We start from the raw sequence: 16024 nt of genomic DNA on the forward strand, positions 1-16024 counted from the left end.
TTGGTCCGCTTCAGGACGAACAGGATAGGAATGCGTGCCATGAATCGTTTGATTGTCGGGGTCGCACTGGGCGCGCTCGCGCTCAGCGCCTGCAACAAGTCGAAGAACAGCGACACCACCACGGTTGAGCGCAACGTCCTCATCGACAATGGCGCGGCGGCGGCGACCACCGCCAGCGCTGCTGACCAGGCCTTCGTCGAGGCCGCGGCGGCGAGCAACATGGTCGAGATCGAGAGCAGCAAGCTTGCGCTGACCAAGGCGACCCTGCCGTCGATCAGGACCTATGCGCAGATGATGATCGACGACCATGGCAAGGCGAGCACGGACCTCGCCGCCGCGGCCGCCGGCGCCGGGGCGACGGTCCCGACCGCGCTTCCCGCCGACCAGCAGACCAAGCTCGACGCGCTCGGCAAGCTGTCGGGTGCGGCCTTCGACAAGCAGTATCTGGCCGACCAGAAGGCGGGCCACGTGGCGACGCTGGCCAAGCTCAAGGACTATGGCGCGAGCGCGCCTGCGGGCGGGCTCAAGGACTTCGCCAACGCCACCGCCCCGGTGGTCCAGAAGCATCTCGACACGCTGGAGAAGATCAAGTGATCGACACGACGACCGCCAAGAAGGGCTATTGCGCCGACATCGAGGAAGCGACGATCGCCAACAACGATTTCCGCCGCGTGCTCTACACCGGCGAGCATCTGCAGCTCGTCCTGATGAGCCTCGCGCCGGGCGAGGAGATCGGCGAGGAGACGCACGAGGACCGCGACCAGTTCTTCCGCTTCGAGGAAGGCGAGGGCGTGGTCGTGATCGACGGGGTCGACAACAAGGTCGAGGACGATTTCGCGGTGATCGTGCCGGCGGGCGCGCGCCACAATGTGAAGAACACCGGCGAGGAGCCGCTCCAGTTCTACACGCTCTACGGACCGCCCGAGCACAAGGACAAGGTCGTGCACAAGACCAAGGCGCAGGCCGAGGCCGACCACGACAATGACGAGTGGGACGGCAAGACGACCGAGTGAGGTCGGGTCAGGCCGGGGCGAGCGCGATGCCCGTCCCGGCCTTCCCGCGCTGCCGAAGCAAGGCCAGGATCGGTTTTTCGAACAGATTGTAGACCGCGAAGGACGCGATGGCCGAGAGCAAGAGGTAGATGGCGAGACTGAACGGCTGAAGGATCGGCGGAAGGACCAGGCTCGACAGCGGAGTCAGGATCGCGGCATGCGCGAGGTAGATGGAATAAGAGGCGTCGCCGACCGCAATGGCTGATGACGGCCAAGCGAAGTCGAGGTGGAGAAAGCCGAAGACGAGCATCGCCGCCGGGACGCCGATCTCGACCGCGCGCCACAGCGAATTCTGAGCGTTCATCGTGCCCACGACGCTGGTGAGTGTTTCGACCGCCGGATTGAGCAGCCACAGGGCGAGCGCGGCGACGACGACGATGGCCGCGATCGGCGGCGACACCCGATGGCCGCGCTTCCACAGAGCGCCGATGGCGACCCCGGCGAGAAACTCGAGAATGATCGGGTTGCCGAGAAACTGGGCAGCGACGAGTCCGCTCGGAATCAGGGCCATCGCGGACAAATAGGTGCCAGCCAGCACTAGCGCGTTGCGCCGGCTGGCGATCGATGCGCACGCCGCGACATAGAAGAGGAGCTCGAAGCTCAGGGTCCAGCCGACGCCGAGAATGGGCTGGGTCATCGCTCCCCACGCCGGCCAAAGGGTCAGGCTTGTGAATGCATTGGCCGCGGTGACCCCCTTGGCGAACGGCCAGGCCAGCATGGTCATGAGGAAGTAGAGCGGAACGACCCGGATCAGGCGCCGGCGGAGGAAATCGCCGGGCGAGCGCTTCGGGATGATCGTGATGATGACTCCGCTCAGCGCGAAGAACAGGTCGACCCCGGCCGCGCCGAGGTGAAAGCGCCAGTCCGAGACCCGAGCCGATTGCGCGAGGTGCGAGACATGCAGGATGACGACCATGCTCGCAGCAATGCCGCGCAAGACCTGAAGCGAGAGGATGCGCCGGCCTTCGGCCGCCGGAGAGGTGACCGCCATTCGGCTGCTGACCGTCGGAATATGCAACACGACCCACCCCATACGCTGCGTCCGGTCAACCGCTGTCCGGATCCGTGGACGCCCTCACTCGAGCAGGAACCCTGTAGCGCTCACTTCTTAGTTAAAGGTGGATAAGCGGAGCCGTTAAGTTTCTGGCGACCAGGATCGCGTAGGCTCGACCTCCGACGAGAGGGGCGGGCGATGCACACATTTCATTATCGGGCGGGCAAGTCGGCCTTCTTCGGGCTCATGCTTGGGATGCTGGCGGTCTTCTTCGGCTGGGATGTCGTCACGGGCGAGGCCGACGTCTTCAACACGGCGATGACGTTGGTGTTCGCCGCAGGGGCGGTCAAGCTGGTGATGGATTCGTTCAGCAGCACGCCGGCCCTGGCCTTCGATCGTGAAGGGCTGCGGATCCGTCGAACCTGGGGACAGGTCGCCGCGCTCCGCTGGGACGAGGTCCACTGGATCAAGGTCGAATCGATTACCATCCGCTATTACGGGGTCATTCCCGTCGCCAAGCACGAGCATCTGGTGGTGAAATGCGATGGCGGGTTACTGGGCGGGCGGCGGCTGACGCTGGCGGCGAAGCTCATCCAGCTGCCGCCGGGCGGCGTGCACCAATTGTGCGCGGCGCTCAACGCGGCGCATTTGGCCGCGGTCGGCGGGGCCGGGGTCTATCTGAAGGAGGCGGGTCCGAACGGTTGGGGCGTCCAGCCGCGACCCTCGGCGGCGTCCCTGGTCGAAGCCGGCGGGGGGACCGAATTCGATGCGGAGGCGGCGCTCGCCCGCTATCTTGCCCGCAAGGACAGCGCGACCGAGGCCGTGGCACCGCTCGCAGCTGCGGCGCCGGTGGCAGCGCCGGCGACTCCGGCCCGGCCCGTGTTCGGGCGCAAGTCGAGCGCCGCATGAGCGGCTCGCTTCCTCCCGGCGGCGTTGACGAGCGACGCGGGCAAGGCTAAGGGGCCGCTCGTCCGGCGCCGGTCAGTCCAGCACCGGGCAGAGCTGAACATTGCGTTTCTTCAGAGCGATATGGCCGGCGGCCTTCGGGTCGGCCGGCCTTCGCGCTTGAAGCGGGCAAAGTAACCGCCGGGTCTTCCGGCATCAACAAGGTGAAGAGGCTTCATGCCAACGATCAACCAGCTGATCCGCAAGGGTCGCGAACCGCAGAAGGCCAAGAGCAAGGTCCCTGCGATGGAACAGAACCCGCAGAAGCGCGGCGTTTGCACCCGCGTCTACACGACGACCCCGAAGAAGCCGAACTCGGCGCTCCGCAAGGTGGCCAAGGTTCGCCTGACCAACCAGCGCGAAGTCATCAGCTACATTCCGGGCGAGGGCCACAATCTCCAGGAGCACTCGGTGGTCCTGATCCGTGGCGGCCGTGTGCGCGACCTTCCGGGTGTCCGCTACCACGTGCTTCGCGGCGTGCTCGACACCCAGGGTGTCAAGGACCGCCGTCAGTCGCGCTCGAAGTACGGCGCCAAGCGCCCGAAGTAAGCTGGTGTGTTGGCCGCGCCGCGTGAGAACCGCAGGCGCGCTGCTCAAGAAGGAAGAATTCCATGTCACGTCGTCGTCGCCCAGAAAAGCGCGAGATCCTGCCGGACCCGAAGTTCGGTGACATCACCCTGTCGAAGTTCATGAACAACATCATGCTCGACGGTAAGAAGTCGGTCGCCGAGAGCATCGTCTACGGTGCTCTCGAAGTCGTCGAGACCCGCCTCAAGCGCGAGCCGATCGGTGTCTTCCACGACGCCCTCAACAACGTGAAGCCGGGCATCGAGGTCCGCAGCCGCCGCGTCGGCGGTGCGACCTACCAGGTCCCGGTCGAAGTTCGCGACGTTCGCGCCCAGGCGCTGGCGATCCGCTGGCTCATTTCGGCCGCCCGTGCGCGCTCGGAGAAGACCATGGCCGCCCGCCTGTCGGGTGAGCTGATGGACGCGGCGCAGAACCGTGGCAACGCGGTCAAGAAGCGCGAAGACACGCACCGCATGGCCGAAGCGAACCGCGCCTTCAGCCACTACCGCTGGTAAAACAAACACCTATATCGTGGGGGAGGGCCGTCCGGCCTTTCCCCACATTGCTAAGGAACTGACGATCATGGCCCGCAGCCATCCGCTCGAGCGTTACCGTAATATCGGCATCATGGCGCACATCGACGCCGGCAAGACGACGACGACCGAGCGCATCCTCTATTACACCGGCAAGTCCTACAAGATCGGCGAGGTCCATGAGGGCACCGCGACCATGGACTGGATGGAGCAGGAGCAGGAGCGCGGGATCACGATCACGTCGGCTGCCACCACCTGCAAGTGGAAGGCCGAGGACGGTGAGGGTCCCGAGCACCTGATCAACATCATCGACACCCCCGGCCACGTCGACTTCACCATTGAAGTCGAGCGTTCGCTGCGCGTGCTCGACGGCGCGGTTGCCTGCTTCGACGGCGTTGCCGGCGTCGAGCCGCAGTCGGAAACCGTGTGGCGCCAGGCGGACAAGTACAAGGTTCCGCGGATGTGCTTCGTCAACAAGCTCGACCGCACCGGTGCCGATTTCTACTATTGCGTCGACACGATCGTCGAGCGCCTCGGCGCGCGTCCGGCCGTGCTGTATCTCCCGATCGGCATGGAAGGTGGCTTCAAGGGCCTTGTCGACCTGGTCAACAACCGCGCGATCATCTGGCTCGAGGAGTCGCTGGGCGCGAAGTTCGAATATCAGGACATCCCCGATGACCTGAAGGAGAAGGCTGCCAAGTATCGCAGCGACCTCATCGAGATCGCCGTCGAGCAGGACGACGAGGCGATGGAAGCCTATCTCGAGGGCAACGAGCCGGACACGGCCACGCTCAAGAAGCTGATCCGCAAGGGTACGCTGGCGATGGACTTCGTGCCGGTGCTGTGCGGCTCGGCGTTCAAGAACAAGGGCGTCCAGCCCCTGCTCGACGCCGTGGTCGACTATCTGCCGAGCCCGCTCGACATTCCGCCGGTCGAAGGCGTCAAGCCGGGCACCGAGGAAGCCGACAGCCGTCCGGCCTCGGACGACGCGCCCTTCTCGGCGCTCGCGTTCAAGATCATGAACGACCCGTTCGTCGGCTCGCTCACCTTCACCCGCATCTATTCGGGCACGCTGACCAAGGGCAGCTACCTGAACTCGGTCAAGGACAAGAAGGAAAAGATCGGCCGCATGCTCCTCATGCACGCCAACTCGCGTGAGGACATCGAAGAAGCGCGTGCGGGCGACATCGTCGCGATCGCGGGCCTCAAGGAGACCACCACCGGCGACACGCTGTGTGATCCGGCCAAGCCGATCGTGCTCGAGCGCATGGAGTTCCCCGAGCCCGTCATCGAGGTCGCGGTGGAGCCGAAGACCAAGGCCGACCAGGAGAAGATGGGCATCGCCCTCAACCGCCTGGCCGCCGAGGATCCCTCGTTCCGCGTCACCACCGATCACGAGAGCGGCCAGACCATCATCAAGGGGATGGGCGAACTCCACCTCGAGATCCTGGTCGATCGCATGAAGCGCGAGTTCAAGGTCGAGGCCAATGTCGGCGCGCCGCAGGTGGCATATCGCGAATACCTCAAGAAGCCGGTCGACCTCGACTACACCCACAAGAAGCAGTCGGGCGGCACCGGTCAGTTCGGTCGCGTGAAGGTCAAGCTCACTCCGGGCGAGCGCGGCGCGGGCATCATCTTCAAGGACGAGATCAAGGGCGGTAATATTCCCAAGGAATATATCCCGGCGATCGAAAAGGGCTTCCGTGAGACGGCGGCGACGGGTTCGCTGGTCGGGTTCCCGATCATCGACTTCGAGATCCTGCTGTATGACGGTGCCTACCATGACGTCGACTCGTCGGCGCTGGCGTTCGAAATCACCGCGCGCGGTGCGATGCGTGAAGGGGCCCAGAAGGCCGGCATCACGCTGCTCGAGCCGGTGATGAAGGTCGAGGTCGTGACTCCCGAGGATTACCTCGGCGACGTGATCGGCGACATCAACAGCCGCCGTGGCCAGATCCAGGGCACCGACAGCCGGGGCAATGCCCAGGTCGTCGAGGCGATGGTCCCGCTGGCGAACATGTTCGGCTACGTGAACCAGCTGCGCTCGTTCACCCAGGGCCGGGCGCAGTACTCGATGCAGTTCTCGCACTATGACGAAGTTCCGCAGAACGTTGCGGACGAGGTCAAGGCGAAGCTGGCGTAACCTGTTTTTTGACGCTAAGGGCGCGCTCGCAATCGGGCGAGCGGGCCTGAGCAACATATCCCAAGAAGAGGCGTAAAATGGCGAAGGCGAAATTCGAGCGGAACAAGCCGCACGTGAACATCGGCACCATCGGTCACGTCGACCATGGCAAGACCTCGCTCACCGCGGCGATCACCAAGGTGCTGGCTAAGCAGGGCGGCGGCGTCGCCGTCGACTTCGCCAACATCGACAAGGCGCCGGAAGAGCGTGAGCGCGGCATCACCATCTCGACCGCGCACGTCGAGTATGAGACGGCCAACCGTCACTATGCCCACGTCGACTGCCCGGGCCACGCCGATTATGTGAAGAACATGATCACCGGCGCCGCGCAGATGGACGGCGCGATCCTCGTCGTGTCGGCTGCTGACGGTCCGATGCCGCAGACCAAGGAGCACATCCTGCTCGCGGCGCAGGTCGGCGTTCCGACCATGGTCGTCTTCCTCAACAAGGTCGACCAGGTTGACGATCCCGAGCTTCTCGAGCTCGTCGAGCTCGAGATCCGTGAAGAGCTCTCGAAGCGCGGCTTCGACGGCGACAACATTCCGATCGTCGCGGGTTCGGCGCTTGCCACCCTCGAGGACCGCGATGCCAACATCGGCGACGAGGCGATCCTCAAGCTGATGCAGGCCGTCGACGACTGGATCCCGCAGCCGGAGCGTCCGCTCGACAAGCCGTTCCTGATGCCGATCGAAGACGTGTTCTCGATCTCGGGCCGCGGCACCGTCGTGACCGGCCGCGTCGAGACCGGCATCGTCAAGGTTGGCGAGGAAGTCGAGATCGTCGGCATCAAGGACACCAAGAAGACCGTCGTCACCGGCGTCGAAATGTTCCGCAAGCTGCTCGATCAGGGCCAGGCCGGCGACAACATCGGTGCGCTGATCCGCGGCGTCGCTCGTGACGAAGTCGAGCGTGGTCAGGTTCTCTGCAAGCCGGGTTCGATCACTCCGCACACCGACTTCTCGGCCGAAGTGTACGTGCTGTCGAAGGACGAGGGTGGCCGTCACACGCCGTTCTTCGCCAACTATCGTCCGCAGTTCTACTTCCGCACCACCGACGTGACCGGCGAAGTGACCCTCCCCGAGGGCACCGAGATGGTCATGCCGGGCGACAACGTCACCCTCGGTGTCAAGCTGATCGCTCCGATCGCGATGGACCAGGGTCTGCGTTTCGCCATCCGCGAAGGCGGCCGCACCGTCGGCGCCGGCGTGGTGGGCACCATCACCAAGTAAGCATCGGCGCCTTCGGGCGCTGGTCCTGACGCGAAAGGCCCGGGGTCTCGAAAGAGGCTCCGGGCTTTTTGCATGTGCGGCGGGGCGGGGGCCCGTCTTCCGTCGGCGGGCATTTGCGCTATCACGCCGGCAGCCAGGTGCGTGGGAGAGTATTGGAATGCAGCGTTCGAGGGTACCGACGGCCGGTGAGCGCAGCGGCTTCACCCTGTTCCTCGTCCTCATTACGGTCGCGCTGGGCTTCGTCGCCTGGCCCTTTGCCTCTGCGCTGCTGTGGGCGGTGCTCGCCGCGATCATGTTCCAGCCTCTGAACCGCTGGATGCTGGCGCGGCTGAACGGAGGCGCCAATCGCGCCGCCTTCGCGACCCTCTTCGTGATCCTGGTGGCGGTCATCGTTCCCGCCATCGCCATCGGCAACGTCATCATCGGCCAGGCACTGCAAATCTATGAGGTGGTGAAGGCGGGGCAATTCGATGCCGCGCGCTATTTCGAGCAGGTCCAGGGGCGTCTGCCGGCCCGCCTGCAGCAGATCATCGAAGGTTCGGGCTACGGCAACTTCTCGGTCATCCAGGAACGGGTGACCGCCATCGTCCGCGACAGCCTGACGGTGATCGCCAAGCAAGCGCTGCAGATCGGCGGCAACGCCTTCACCTCGCTGCTGGTGTTCGCGGTCGGGCTCTACGTCACCTATTTCCTGCTCCGCGACGGCGAGCGCATCGGCGCCAGGGTCAAGGAGACGCTGCCGCTCGACGCGCGCTCGGCCGACGAGCTGTCGAGCAGCTTCGTCTCGATCATCCGCGCGACGATCAAGGGATCGGTGGTTGTGGGGCTGGTGCAGGGGATGCTCGGCACCATCACCTTCTGGATCGTCGGTTTCCCCTCGGCGGTGCTGCTCGGGGTCCTGATGGCGATCGTCTCGCTCCTCCCCGCGGTGGGCCCCGCGCTCGTCTGGGCGCCGATCGCCGGCTACCTCCTGTTGACGGGCTCGATCTGGCAGGGGATCGTGGTGATCGTCTCGGGTGCGCTGGTGATCGGCATGGCCGACAACGTCTTGCGCCCGATCCTCGTCGGCCGTGACACCGGCATTCCCGACTGGCTGGTGCTCGTCACCACGCTTGGCGGAATCGCCGCCTTCGGGCTGAGCGGAGTCGTGGTCGGCCCGGTGGTCGGCGGCCTGTTCCTCGCCGGCTGGTCCATCTACCGCGAGGAGCGGCTGCGCGAGAAGGCGGAAGGGGAGGGCGAGCTCCGCCTCGGCTGACCTCCGTCCGATTCGCGTGACGGTCAAACCGTTGGCGTCGTGTTTTCGCGGGTCGCGCAGCCGACACGGGGGTTGATCTCGACCCGGCCCCACTGTAGAGGCGCTCCACCGGCGGGGATTCGTCCCGGCCAACAAGTTTCAGCGTTGGGGTCTCGCCGACCCGGGTAACCGGGGCCAGTCGGCTGCGGCCTCATTGTTTTTGCGGACTGGCAACAGTTCGTGCGGCTCTTTGCAATCGGTAGTGGAACCCATGGAAACTCAGAATATCCGGATTCGTCTGAAAGCCTTCGATCACCGCGTGCTCGATCAGGCGACCGGCGACATCGCCGATACCGCCCGTCGCACCGGTGCCCTGATCCGTGGTCCGATTCCGCTTCCGACCCGCATCGAGAAGTTCACCGTCAACCGTTCGCCGCACGTCGACAAGAAGTCGCGCGAGCAGTTCGAGGTGCGCACCTACAAGCGTCTGCTCGACATCGTGCAGCCGACCCCGCAGACCGTCGATGCGCTGATGAAGCTCGACCTCGCCGCGGGTGTAGACGTGGAGATCAAACTGGCCTAAGGGCCACGGCGTGGCGGTTGAATCGCTCTAGCGATCCTGCTGCGCCAACGAGTTAGGGATACCGCGGGAGGCCTCGAAAGAGGTTGCCCGGCCTGCGTCCCCCGCTTCCTGTTTCGGCAGGAATAGCCCAGGCGGGGCCGACGCATTTCATTCACGGGCTGCATGCTCCCTCGGGTAACCGGCGGAGCCTCTGTGAGGAGTGCTAGATCATGCGCACTGGCGTGATCGCCAAGAAGGTTGGAATGACCCGCCTGTTTCAGGCGGACGGACGTCACGTCCCCGTGACGGTTCTCCAGCTCGAAGGCGTCCAGGTGGTCGGCCGCCGCGACGGCGAGACGGATGGCTATATCGCCGTCCAGCTCGGCGCCGGCAAGGCCAAGGCCAAGAATGTCAACAAGCCGCAGCGCGGCGCCTTCGGCAAGGCCGAAGTGGAGCTCAAGGCGAAGGTCGTCGAGTTCCGGGTCGCCGAGGACGCGCTCCTCGACGTCGGTTCGGAAATCTCGGCGGATCACTTCGTCGAAGGCCAGATGGTCGATATCTCGGGTGTCACCCAGGGTAAGGGCTTCGCCGGCGCCATGAAGCGCTGGGGCTTCGGTGGTCTTCGCGCCACCCACGGCGTCTCGGTCTCGCACCGCTCGCACGGCTCGACGGGTAACCGCCAGGATCCGGGTCGCGTCTTCAAGAACAAGAAGATGGCCGGCCACATGGGCGCCCGCAACCGCACGCAGCAGAACCTCGAGATCGTCCGCACGGACGTCGAGCGCGGCCTGCTGTTCGTGAAGGGCTCGGTGCCCGGTCACAAGGGCAGCTGGCTGACCGTCAAGGACGCGGTCAAGCTCGCCCGCAACGAGAATGCGCCGTATCCGGCCGGTCTTCGCACCGCCGCTGCGGCTCCCCAGAACAACGACGCTCAGGTGACGGACAATGCGCCGGCCGCCGACGAGAGCACGGAAGGCTAAGCGATGAAGGTCGAAGTCAAGACCCTCGACGCCGCTGGAAGTGGCAATGTCGAGCTCAATGACGCCGTGTTCGGTGTCGAGCCGCGTGCCGACATCCTGCACCGCGTCGTCACCTGGCAGCTTGCCAATCGTCGCGGGATGGCTCGCGCCGCCCGCGAGCGGTCGGACGTTGCCCGCACCGGCAAGAAGTTCGGTCGCCAGAAGGGCGGCGGTACCGCCCGTCACGGCGATCGCCGCGCCCCGATCTTCATCGGCGGCGGCAAGGCCCACGGCCCGCGTGCCCGCCTGTTCACGCTGTCGCTGAACAAGAAGGTCCGTGCGCTCGGTCTCAAGATGGCGCTGTCGAGCAAGGCGCAGGGCGGTCAGCTGATCGTTCTCGACAACCTCGACGTCGCCGAAGGCAAGACCAAGGCGCTGGTCGAGAAGCTGGGCAAGCTCGGCTTCGGCAAGACCGCGCTGGTGATCGACGGTGACGCGCTGAACGTGAGCTTCGCCCACGCGTCGTCGAACCTCGTCGGTGTCAACCTGCTGCCGGCCGTCGGCGCCAACGTCTACGACATCATGCGCCACGAGACCCTGGTCCTGACCAAGGCCGCGGTCGAGAAGCTGGAGGCCCGGTTCAATGGCTAAGAAGCCGACCACCGAGGCGGTCGATATCCGCCATTACGACGTGATCCGTGCGCCGCACATCACCGAGAAGTCGACCCTGCTCTCCGAGCATAATGCGGTTGTCTTCAAGGTTGCCGGCGACGCCAGCAAGCCGGAGATCAAGGCTGCGGTGGAAGCGCTGTTCAACCGCAAGGTTGCGAGCGTCAACACGCTGGTCACCAAGGGCAAGACCAAGCGCTGGAAGGGCCAAGCCTACCAGCGTTCGGACGAGAAGAAGGCGATCGTGACCCTGGCCCCGGGCCAGGACCCGATCGACGTCACGAGCGGGATCTAAGGACCGATGGCACTCAAAGCATATAAGCCGACGAGCCCGGCCCGCCGTGGCCTGATCCTCGTCGACAAGAGCGCGCTCTGGAAGGGTAAGCCCGTCAAGGCGCTGACCGAAGGCAAGCGCAAGACCGGTGGCCGCAACAACAAGGGCCATGTGACCAGCCGCGGCATCGCGGGTGGCCACAAGCAGAAGTACCGGATCATCGACTTCAAGCGTCGCAACTGGGACGTCTCGGCTACCGTCGAGCGGCTCGAGTACGACCCCAACCGGTCGGCGTTCATCGCGCTCATCACCTACGAGGGTGAAGGCGGCGAGCAGGCGTACATCCTCGCGCCGCAGCGCCTCGCGCCGGGCGACAAGGTCGTCGCCGGCAAGAAGGTCGACGTGAAGCCGGGCAATGCGATGGAGATCGGCCAGATGCCGGTCGGCACCATCGTCCACAATGTCGAGCTCAAGCCCGGCAAGGGTGGCCAGATCGCCCGCGCCGCCGGCACCTATGTGCAGGTCGTGGGCCGCGACAAGGGCATGGTCATCGTTCGCCTCAACTCGGGCGAGCAGCGCTATGTCCGCTCGGACTGCATGGCGACCGTTGGCGCGGTGTCGAACCCCGACAACGGCAACCAGACGCTGGCCAAGGCGGGTCGTACCCGCTGGCTCGGCAAGCGTCCGCTGACCCGCGGCGTCGCCAAGAACCCGGTCGACCACCCGCACGGCGGTGGTGAGGGCCGTACCTCGGGCGGCCGTCACCCGGTCACCCCGTGGGGCAAGCCGACCAAGGGTGCCCGCACCCGTCACAACAAGGCAACGGACAAGTTCATCATCCGTAGCCGTCACGCCAAGAAGAAGGGCTAAGAGATGGCTCGTTCCGTCTGGAAGGGTCCCTTCGTGGAGCTGTCGCTCCTGAAGAAGGCCGAAACCGCTCAGGACGCCGGCGCCCGCGCGCCGATTAAGACCTGGTCGCGCCGCTCCACCATCCTGCCGCAGTTCGTCGGCCTGACCTTCAATGTCTACAACGGCCGCAAGTTCGTGCCGGTGTCGGTCAACGAGGACATGGTCGGCATGAAGCTCGGCGAGTTCGCTCCGACCCGGTACTTCCCGGGTCACGCGGCCGACAAGAAGGGCAAGCGCTAATGGGCAAGGTTGCAGCACCCCGCAAGGTGGGCGACAAGGAAGCGCTCGCCGTCGGCAACACGATCCGTGGCTCGGCGCGCAAGCTGAACCTGGTGGCGCAGCTCATCCGTGGCCGCAAGGTCGAGGAAGCGCTGAACATCCTGAAGTTCAGCACGAAGGGCATGAGCGAGGACGTCTACAAGGTCCTGGCTTCGGCCGTCGCCAATGCCGAAAACAACCACAACCTCGATGTCGACGCGCTCGTCGTTCACGAGGCCAGTGTCGGCAAGTCGATCTCGATGAAGCGTTTCGCGACCCGCGCCCGCGGCCGCTCGAGCCGCATCGTCAAGCCGTTCAGCCGCATCCGCGTCGTCGTGCGCGAGCGTGAGCAGGAAGAAGCCTAATGGGTCAGAAGAGCAATCCGATCGGGCTTCGGCTTCAGATCAACCGCACTTGGGACAGCCGCTGGTTCGCCGAGGGCCAGGACTATGGCCGTCTGCTGCTCGAGGATCTCAAGATCCGCAACTTCATTATGAAGACGCTGCCGCAGGCCGCGATCTCCAAGGTGGTGATCGAGCGTCCGGCCAAGCTGTGCCGCGTGTCCATCTATGCTGCGCGCCCCGGCGTGATCATCGGCAAGAAGGGCACCGACATCGACAAGCTGAAGAAGACCCTGTCGAAGATGACGGGTTCGGAAGTCAGCCTGAACATTGTCGAAATCCGCAAGCCGGAAGTCGATGCGCGTCTCGTGGCGCAGGGCATCGCCGACCAGCTCGAGCGTCGTATCGCTTTCCGTCGCGCCATGAAGCGCGCGGTGCAGTCGGCGCTTCGCCTCGGCGCGGAAGGCATTCGTATCGAGTGCGGCGGTCGTCTCGGCGGTGCCGAAATCGCCCGCTCGGAGCGTTATCGTGAAGGGCGCGTGCCGCTCCATACGCTGCGCGGCAACGTCGATTACGCCGAGGCCCAGGCGCACACCGCTTACGGCGTGTGCGGCGTGAAGGTCTGGGTGTTCAAGGGCGAGATCCTCGGTCACGACCCGCTCGCGCAGGACCGCCTGATGATGGAAGCGCAGACTTCCGGCGTCCGCCCCGCGCGTGACGACGACCGGCGCCGGTAAGGAACAGAAACAATGTTGCAGCCCAAGCGCACCAAGTTCCGCAAGGCCTTCAAGGGCCGCATCCATGGCAATGCCAAGGGTGGCACCGAACTCAACTTCGGCGCCTTCGGCCTCAAGGCCATGGAGCCGGAGCGGATCACCGCCCGCCAGATCGAAGCGGCTCGCCGCGCGATCACCCGTCACATCAAGCGCCAGGGGCGCTTGTGGATCCGGATCTTCCCGGACGTGCCCGTGTCGAGCAAGCCTGCCGAAGTCCGCATGGGCTCGGGTAAGGGTTCGCCCGAATTCTGGGTCGCCCGCGTCAAGCCCGGCCGCATCCTGTTCGAGCTGGACGGTGTTCCGGGCCCGATCGCCAAGACCGCTTTCGAGCGGGCGGCGGAAAAGCTCCCCATCAAGGTCAAGGTGGTTGCCCGCCTTGGCGAAACCCTGATCGAGGCCGACTAAGCCATGGCGAAGCGAGAAGACATGTCGGTGAAGACCGACGACCAGCTGGCGACGCAGCTCTCCGAGCTGAAGCGCGAGCAGTTCAACCTGCGCTTCCAGGCGGCGACGAACCAGCTGGAGAAGCCGAGCCGCGTGCGTGAAGTCCGCCGGACCATCGCCCGCATCAAGACCCTGCAAGGCCAGCGCTCCAAGAGCGCGCCGGCGCAGGGCTGAGGAGAGTAACAGATGCCTAAGCGCGTCCTCACCGGCACCGTGGTGTCCGACAAGGGTGACAAGACCGTGGTGGTCCGTGTCGAGCGGCGGGTTAAGCACCCGCTGTACGGCAAGATCATCAAGCTGTCGAAGAAGTACCATGCCCACGACGAGGCAAATGCCTATTCGGTGGGTCAGCAGGTTCGCATTGAAGAATGCGCGCCGGTTTCGAAGCTCAAGACCTGGACCGTTGCCGGACTGGTTGGTGAGGCGAAGGCCTCCGACCTGGCCGAAGCGGCCAACGTCTGAGCGGCTCTGGTCAAGGATAGGATAGAACCATGATCCAGATGCAGTCCAACCTCGACGTCGCCGACAACAGCGGTGCCAAGCGCGTCATGTGCATCAAGGTGCTCGGCGGGTCCAAGCGCCGTGTCGCCGGCGTCGGCGACATCATCGTCGTTTCCGTCAAGGAAGCTGCGCCGAAGGGCCGCGTGAAGAAGGGTGACGTGCACCGCGCCGTCATCGTTCGCACCGCCAAGGACATCCGCCGTCCCGACGGTTCGGTGATCCGCTTCGACAGCAATGCCGCCGTGCTGGTCAACAAGAACGAGGAGCCGATCGGCACCCGTATCTTCGGGCCGGTGGTGCGCGAACTGCGCGCCAAGAAGCACATGAAGATCATCAGCCTTGCGCCGGAGGTGCTGTAATGGCCGCCGCGAAGATCAAGAAGGGCGACAAGGTCGTCGTCCTGTCGGGCAAGGACAAGGGGAAGACCGGTGAGGTCGTCCGCTCCATGCCCAAGGAACAGAAGGTCGTGGTGAGCGGCGTCAATGTCGCCACCCGCCACAAGAAGCCGACCCAGGCAGCCCCGCAGGGCGGCCTGGAGCGCAAGGAAGCGCCGCTGCACATCAGCAAGGTCGCGATCGCGGATCCGAAGACCGGCGCGGCCACCCGCGTCCGCTTCGAGGAGCGTGACGGCAAGAAGGTGCGCGTGGCCGTGAAGTCCGGGGAGCTGATCAATGGCTGAGCAGGCCAGCTACACGCCGCGTCTCAAGGCGGATTACGACAATCGCATCGCCAAGGCGATGACCGAGAAGTTCGGGTACAAGAACTCGATGGAAGTTCCGCGCCTGGACAAGATCGTCATCAACATGGGCGTCGGCGAAGCCACCCAGGACAAGAAAAAGGTCGAAGCGGCCGCTGCCGAAATGCAGCTGATCGCCGGTCAGAAGCCGGTGATCACCAAGGCCAAGACCTCGATCGCGCAGTTCAAGCTGCGTGAGGGCATGCCGATCGGTTGCAAGGTCACCCTTCGCCGTGAGCGCATGTACGAGTTCCTCGACCGTCTCGTGACCATCGCCCTTCCCCGCGTCCGCGACTTCCGCGGCCTCAACCCGAAGAGCTTCGATGGTCGCGGCAATTACGCGATGGGTCTCAAAGAACAGATCGTGTTCCCCGAGATCGAATATGACCGGATCGAAAAGGTCCGCGGCATGGACATCATCGTCACCACCACGGCGAAGACCGACGAGGAAGCGCGCGAGCTGCTGCGCCTCTTCAACTTCCCGTTCCCCGCAGACGCTGAACAGCAAAAGGCTGCCGCGTAAGCGGTTAGGAGAACTTAAGTCATGGCGAAACTGAGTTCCATCAACAAGAACGAGCGTCGCAAGAAGCTCGTCGAGAAGCAGGCGGCCAAGTACGCCAAGCTCAAGGCTATCGCGAACGACGAGAGCCTCGACGAGACCGAGCGTTTGATCGCACGTCTGAAGATGGCGGAGCTGCCCCGTAACGGCAATCCGACCCGTATCCGCAATCGGTGCGAGCTGACGGGCCGGTCCCGCGCTTATTACCGCAAGTTCCGTCTCTCGCGCGTGATGCTTCGCGAATTGGGCAACAAGGGCCTGATTCCGGGTCTCACCAAGTCGAGCTGGTAAGGGTCACAA

At 64.8% G+C, this 16024-nt stretch carries 24 protein-coding genes; 23 read left to right on the forward strand and 1 reads right to left on the reverse strand.

Translation table 11 applies throughout. The features are described from left to right. The first annotated feature begins 39 nt into the window (after positions 1 to 39). On the forward strand, positions 40 to 594 hold the full coding sequence (locus ABD693_RS07740; protein WP_344696452.1) for a DUF4142 domain-containing protein: 555 nt from the start codon (positions 40 to 42) through the stop codon (positions 592 to 594). After that, on the forward strand, positions 591 to 1013 hold the full coding sequence (locus ABD693_RS07745; protein WP_344696453.1) for a cupin domain-containing protein: 423 nt from the start codon (positions 591 to 593) through the stop codon (positions 1011 to 1013). The genes ABD693_RS07740 and ABD693_RS07745 overlap by 4 nt, the downstream gene beginning before the upstream one ends. Before the next feature lie 7 nt (positions 1014 to 1020). Here ABD693_RS07745 and ABD693_RS07750 read toward each other — a convergent pair whose 3' ends face one another. After that, a complete protein-coding gene (locus ABD693_RS07750) occupies positions 1021 to 2073 on the reverse strand; it encodes an acyltransferase family protein (protein ID WP_344696454.1) in 1053 nt (350 codons plus the stop codon). 171 nt (positions 2074 to 2244) lie between these two features. Here ABD693_RS07750 and ABD693_RS07755 point away from each other — a divergent pair, with 171 nt between their 5' ends. From ABD693_RS07755 to rpsN, 21 genes are all read left to right on the forward strand, one after another. Further along, the gene (locus ABD693_RS07755; protein ID WP_344696455.1) at positions 2245 to 2955 is read left to right on the forward strand and encodes a hypothetical protein; all 711 of its coding nucleotides are present in this window, start codon (positions 2245 to 2247) and stop codon (positions 2953 to 2955) included. Positions 2956 to 3168: 213 nt separating this feature from the next. Beyond that, on the forward strand, positions 3169 to 3540 hold the full coding sequence (rpsL, locus tag ABD693_RS07760) for a 30S ribosomal protein S12 (RefSeq protein ID WP_028969180.1): 372 nt from the start codon (positions 3169 to 3171) through the stop codon (positions 3538 to 3540). A 62-nt stretch (positions 3541 to 3602) separates the two neighbouring features. Next, entirely contained in the window at positions 3603 to 4073 is a 471-nt protein-coding gene (rpsG, locus tag ABD693_RS07765; RefSeq protein ID WP_344696459.1) for a 30S ribosomal protein S7, read from the forward strand. 67 nt (positions 4074 to 4140) lie between these two features. Then, on the forward strand, positions 4141 to 6234 hold the full coding sequence (gene fusA, locus ABD693_RS07770; protein WP_344696460.1) for an elongation factor G: 2094 nt from the start codon (positions 4141 to 4143) through the stop codon (positions 6232 to 6234). Positions 6235 to 6311: 77 nt separating this feature from the next. Further along, entirely contained in the window at positions 6312 to 7502 is a 1191-nt protein-coding gene (tuf, locus tag ABD693_RS07775) for an elongation factor Tu (protein ID WP_344696461.1), read from the forward strand. 157 nt (positions 7503 to 7659) lie between these two features. Further along, positions 7660 to 8757 carry an AI-2E family transporter gene (locus tag ABD693_RS07780; RefSeq protein WP_344696462.1) on the forward strand — a complete coding sequence of 366 codons (1098 nt, stop codon included), beginning with the start codon at positions 7660 to 7662 and terminating at the stop codon, positions 8755 to 8757. A 250-nt stretch (positions 8758 to 9007) separates the two neighbouring features. Continuing rightward, a complete protein-coding gene (gene rpsJ, locus ABD693_RS07785; protein WP_028969184.1) occupies positions 9008 to 9319 on the forward strand; it encodes a 30S ribosomal protein S10 in 312 nt (103 codons plus the stop codon). Positions 9320 to 9528: 209 nt separating this feature from the next. After that, positions 9529 to 10278 carry a 50S ribosomal protein L3 gene (gene rplC, locus ABD693_RS07790; RefSeq protein ID WP_344696463.1) on the forward strand — a complete coding sequence of 250 codons (750 nt, stop codon included), beginning with the start codon at positions 9529 to 9531 and terminating at the stop codon, positions 10276 to 10278. A 3-nt stretch (positions 10279 to 10281) separates the two neighbouring features. Then, positions 10282 to 10908 carry a 50S ribosomal protein L4 gene (rplD, locus tag ABD693_RS07795; protein WP_344696464.1) on the forward strand — a complete coding sequence of 209 codons (627 nt, stop codon included), beginning with the start codon at positions 10282 to 10284 and terminating at the stop codon, positions 10906 to 10908. Beyond that, positions 10901 to 11221 (forward strand): 50S ribosomal protein L23, encoded by a 321-nt coding sequence (locus ABD693_RS07800; protein ID WP_344696465.1) that lies wholly within the window; start codon positions 10901 to 10903, stop codon positions 11219 to 11221. The genes rplD and ABD693_RS07800 overlap by 8 nt, the downstream gene beginning before the upstream one ends. Positions 11222 to 11227: 6 nt before the next feature. Then, positions 11228 to 12070 (forward strand): 50S ribosomal protein L2, encoded by an 843-nt coding sequence (gene rplB, locus ABD693_RS07805; protein ID WP_344696466.1) that lies wholly within the window; start codon positions 11228 to 11230, stop codon positions 12068 to 12070. Positions 12071 to 12073: 3 nt separating this feature from the next. Next, a complete protein-coding gene (gene rpsS, locus ABD693_RS07810; RefSeq protein WP_168068184.1) occupies positions 12074 to 12349 on the forward strand; it encodes a 30S ribosomal protein S19 in 276 nt (91 codons plus the stop codon). Beyond that, positions 12349 to 12732, forward strand: coding sequence for a 50S ribosomal protein L22 (rplV, locus tag ABD693_RS07815; RefSeq protein ID WP_344696467.1), 384 nt, complete (start codon positions 12349 to 12351; stop codon positions 12730 to 12732). The genes rpsS and rplV overlap by 1 nt, the downstream gene beginning before the upstream one ends. Further along, positions 12732 to 13445: a 30S ribosomal protein S3 gene (gene rpsC, locus ABD693_RS07820; protein WP_344696468.1), complete on the forward strand. Its 714-nt coding sequence runs from the start codon at positions 12732 to 12734 to the stop codon at positions 13443 to 13445. Before rplV ends, rpsC begins: the two co-directional genes overlap by 1 nt. Positions 13446 to 13457: 12 nt before the next feature. Continuing rightward, complete coding sequence (gene rplP, locus ABD693_RS07825) at positions 13458 to 13889, forward strand: 50S ribosomal protein L16 (RefSeq protein ID WP_344696469.1); 432 nt, start codon at positions 13458 to 13460, stop codon at positions 13887 to 13889. A gap of 3 nt (positions 13890 to 13892) precedes the next feature. Then, the gene (gene rpmC / locus ABD693_RS07830) at positions 13893 to 14102 is read left to right on the forward strand and encodes a 50S ribosomal protein L29 (RefSeq protein ID WP_344696470.1); all 210 of its coding nucleotides are present in this window, start codon (positions 13893 to 13895) and stop codon (positions 14100 to 14102) included. Positions 14103 to 14114: 12 nt separating this feature from the next. Then, entirely contained in the window at positions 14115 to 14390 is a 276-nt protein-coding gene (gene rpsQ / locus ABD693_RS07835; protein ID WP_029941097.1) for a 30S ribosomal protein S17, read from the forward strand. A 29-nt stretch (positions 14391 to 14419) separates the two neighbouring features. Next, positions 14420 to 14788 (forward strand): 50S ribosomal protein L14, encoded by a 369-nt coding sequence (gene rplN, locus ABD693_RS07840; protein WP_344696472.1) that lies wholly within the window; start codon positions 14420 to 14422, stop codon positions 14786 to 14788. Continuing rightward, positions 14788 to 15108, forward strand: coding sequence for a 50S ribosomal protein L24 (gene rplX / locus ABD693_RS07845; RefSeq protein WP_344696473.1), 321 nt, complete (start codon positions 14788 to 14790; stop codon positions 15106 to 15108). Before rplN ends, rplX begins: the two co-directional genes overlap by 1 nt. After that, complete coding sequence (rplE, locus tag ABD693_RS07850) at positions 15101 to 15688, forward strand: 50S ribosomal protein L5 (protein ID WP_344696474.1); 588 nt, start codon at positions 15101 to 15103, stop codon at positions 15686 to 15688. The genes rplX and rplE overlap by 8 nt, the downstream gene beginning before the upstream one ends. A gap of 21 nt (positions 15689 to 15709) precedes the next feature. Then, complete coding sequence (gene rpsN / locus ABD693_RS07855) at positions 15710 to 16015, forward strand: 30S ribosomal protein S14 (RefSeq protein WP_344696475.1); 306 nt, start codon at positions 15710 to 15712, stop codon at positions 16013 to 16015. Positions 16016 to 16024: the final 9 nt, after the last annotated feature.

This window comes from Sphingomonas rosea (assembly GCF_039538065.1).
Taxonomy (GTDB): Bacteria; Pseudomonadota; Alphaproteobacteria; order Sphingomonadales; family Sphingomonadaceae; genus Sphingomicrobium; species Sphingomicrobium rosea.

Coding starts and splice junctions, on each gene's coding strand:
- rpsN (WP_344696475.1), top strand. CDS start 15,710: ATGGCGAAACTGAGTTCCATCAACAAGAACGAGCGTCGCAAGAAGCTC.
- rpsL (WP_028969180.1), top strand. CDS start 3,169: ATGCCAACGATCAACCAGCTGATCCGCAAGGGTCGCGAACCGCAGAAG.
- rpsJ (WP_028969184.1), top strand. CDS start 9,008: ATGGAAACTCAGAATATCCGGATTCGTCTGAAAGCCTTCGATCACCGC.
- ABD693_RS07740 (WP_344696452.1), top strand. CDS start 40: ATGAATCGTTTGATTGTCGGGGTCGCACTGGGCGCGCTCGCGCTCAGC.
- rpsS (WP_168068184.1), top strand. CDS start 12,074: ATGGCTCGTTCCGTCTGGAAGGGTCCCTTCGTGGAGCTGTCGCTCCTG.
- rpsC (WP_344696468.1), top strand. CDS start 12,732: ATGGGTCAGAAGAGCAATCCGATCGGGCTTCGGCTTCAGATCAACCGC.
- rplV (WP_344696467.1), top strand. CDS start 12,349: ATGGGCAAGGTTGCAGCACCCCGCAAGGTGGGCGACAAGGAAGCGCTC.
- rplD (WP_344696464.1), top strand. CDS start 10,282: ATGAAGGTCGAAGTCAAGACCCTCGACGCCGCTGGAAGTGGCAATGTC.
- rplX (WP_344696473.1), top strand. CDS start 14,788: ATGGCCGCCGCGAAGATCAAGAAGGGCGACAAGGTCGTCGTCCTGTCG.
- ABD693_RS07755 (WP_344696455.1), top strand. CDS start 2,245: ATGCACACATTTCATTATCGGGCGGGCAAGTCGGCCTTCTTCGGGCTC.
- rplP (WP_344696469.1), top strand. CDS start 13,458: ATGTTGCAGCCCAAGCGCACCAAGTTCCGCAAGGCCTTCAAGGGCCGC.
- rpsG (WP_344696459.1), top strand. CDS start 3,603: ATGTCACGTCGTCGTCGCCCAGAAAAGCGCGAGATCCTGCCGGACCCG.
- tuf (WP_344696461.1), top strand. CDS start 6,312: ATGGCGAAGGCGAAATTCGAGCGGAACAAGCCGCACGTGAACATCGGC.
- rplC (WP_344696463.1), top strand. CDS start 9,529: ATGCGCACTGGCGTGATCGCCAAGAAGGTTGGAATGACCCGCCTGTTT.
- rplE (WP_344696474.1), top strand. CDS start 15,101: ATGGCTGAGCAGGCCAGCTACACGCCGCGTCTCAAGGCGGATTACGAC.
- rplN (WP_344696472.1), top strand. CDS start 14,420: ATGATCCAGATGCAGTCCAACCTCGACGTCGCCGACAACAGCGGTGCC.
- fusA (WP_344696460.1), top strand. CDS start 4,141: ATGGCCCGCAGCCATCCGCTCGAGCGTTACCGTAATATCGGCATCATG.
- ABD693_RS07800 (WP_344696465.1), top strand. CDS start 10,901: ATGGCTAAGAAGCCGACCACCGAGGCGGTCGATATCCGCCATTACGAC.
- rpsQ (WP_029941097.1), top strand. CDS start 14,115: ATGCCTAAGCGCGTCCTCACCGGCACCGTGGTGTCCGACAAGGGTGAC.
- rpmC (WP_344696470.1), top strand. CDS start 13,893: ATGGCGAAGCGAGAAGACATGTCGGTGAAGACCGACGACCAGCTGGCG.
- rplB (WP_344696466.1), top strand. CDS start 11,228: ATGGCACTCAAAGCATATAAGCCGACGAGCCCGGCCCGCCGTGGCCTG.
- ABD693_RS07780 (WP_344696462.1), top strand. CDS start 7,660: ATGCAGCGTTCGAGGGTACCGACGGCCGGTGAGCGCAGCGGCTTCACC.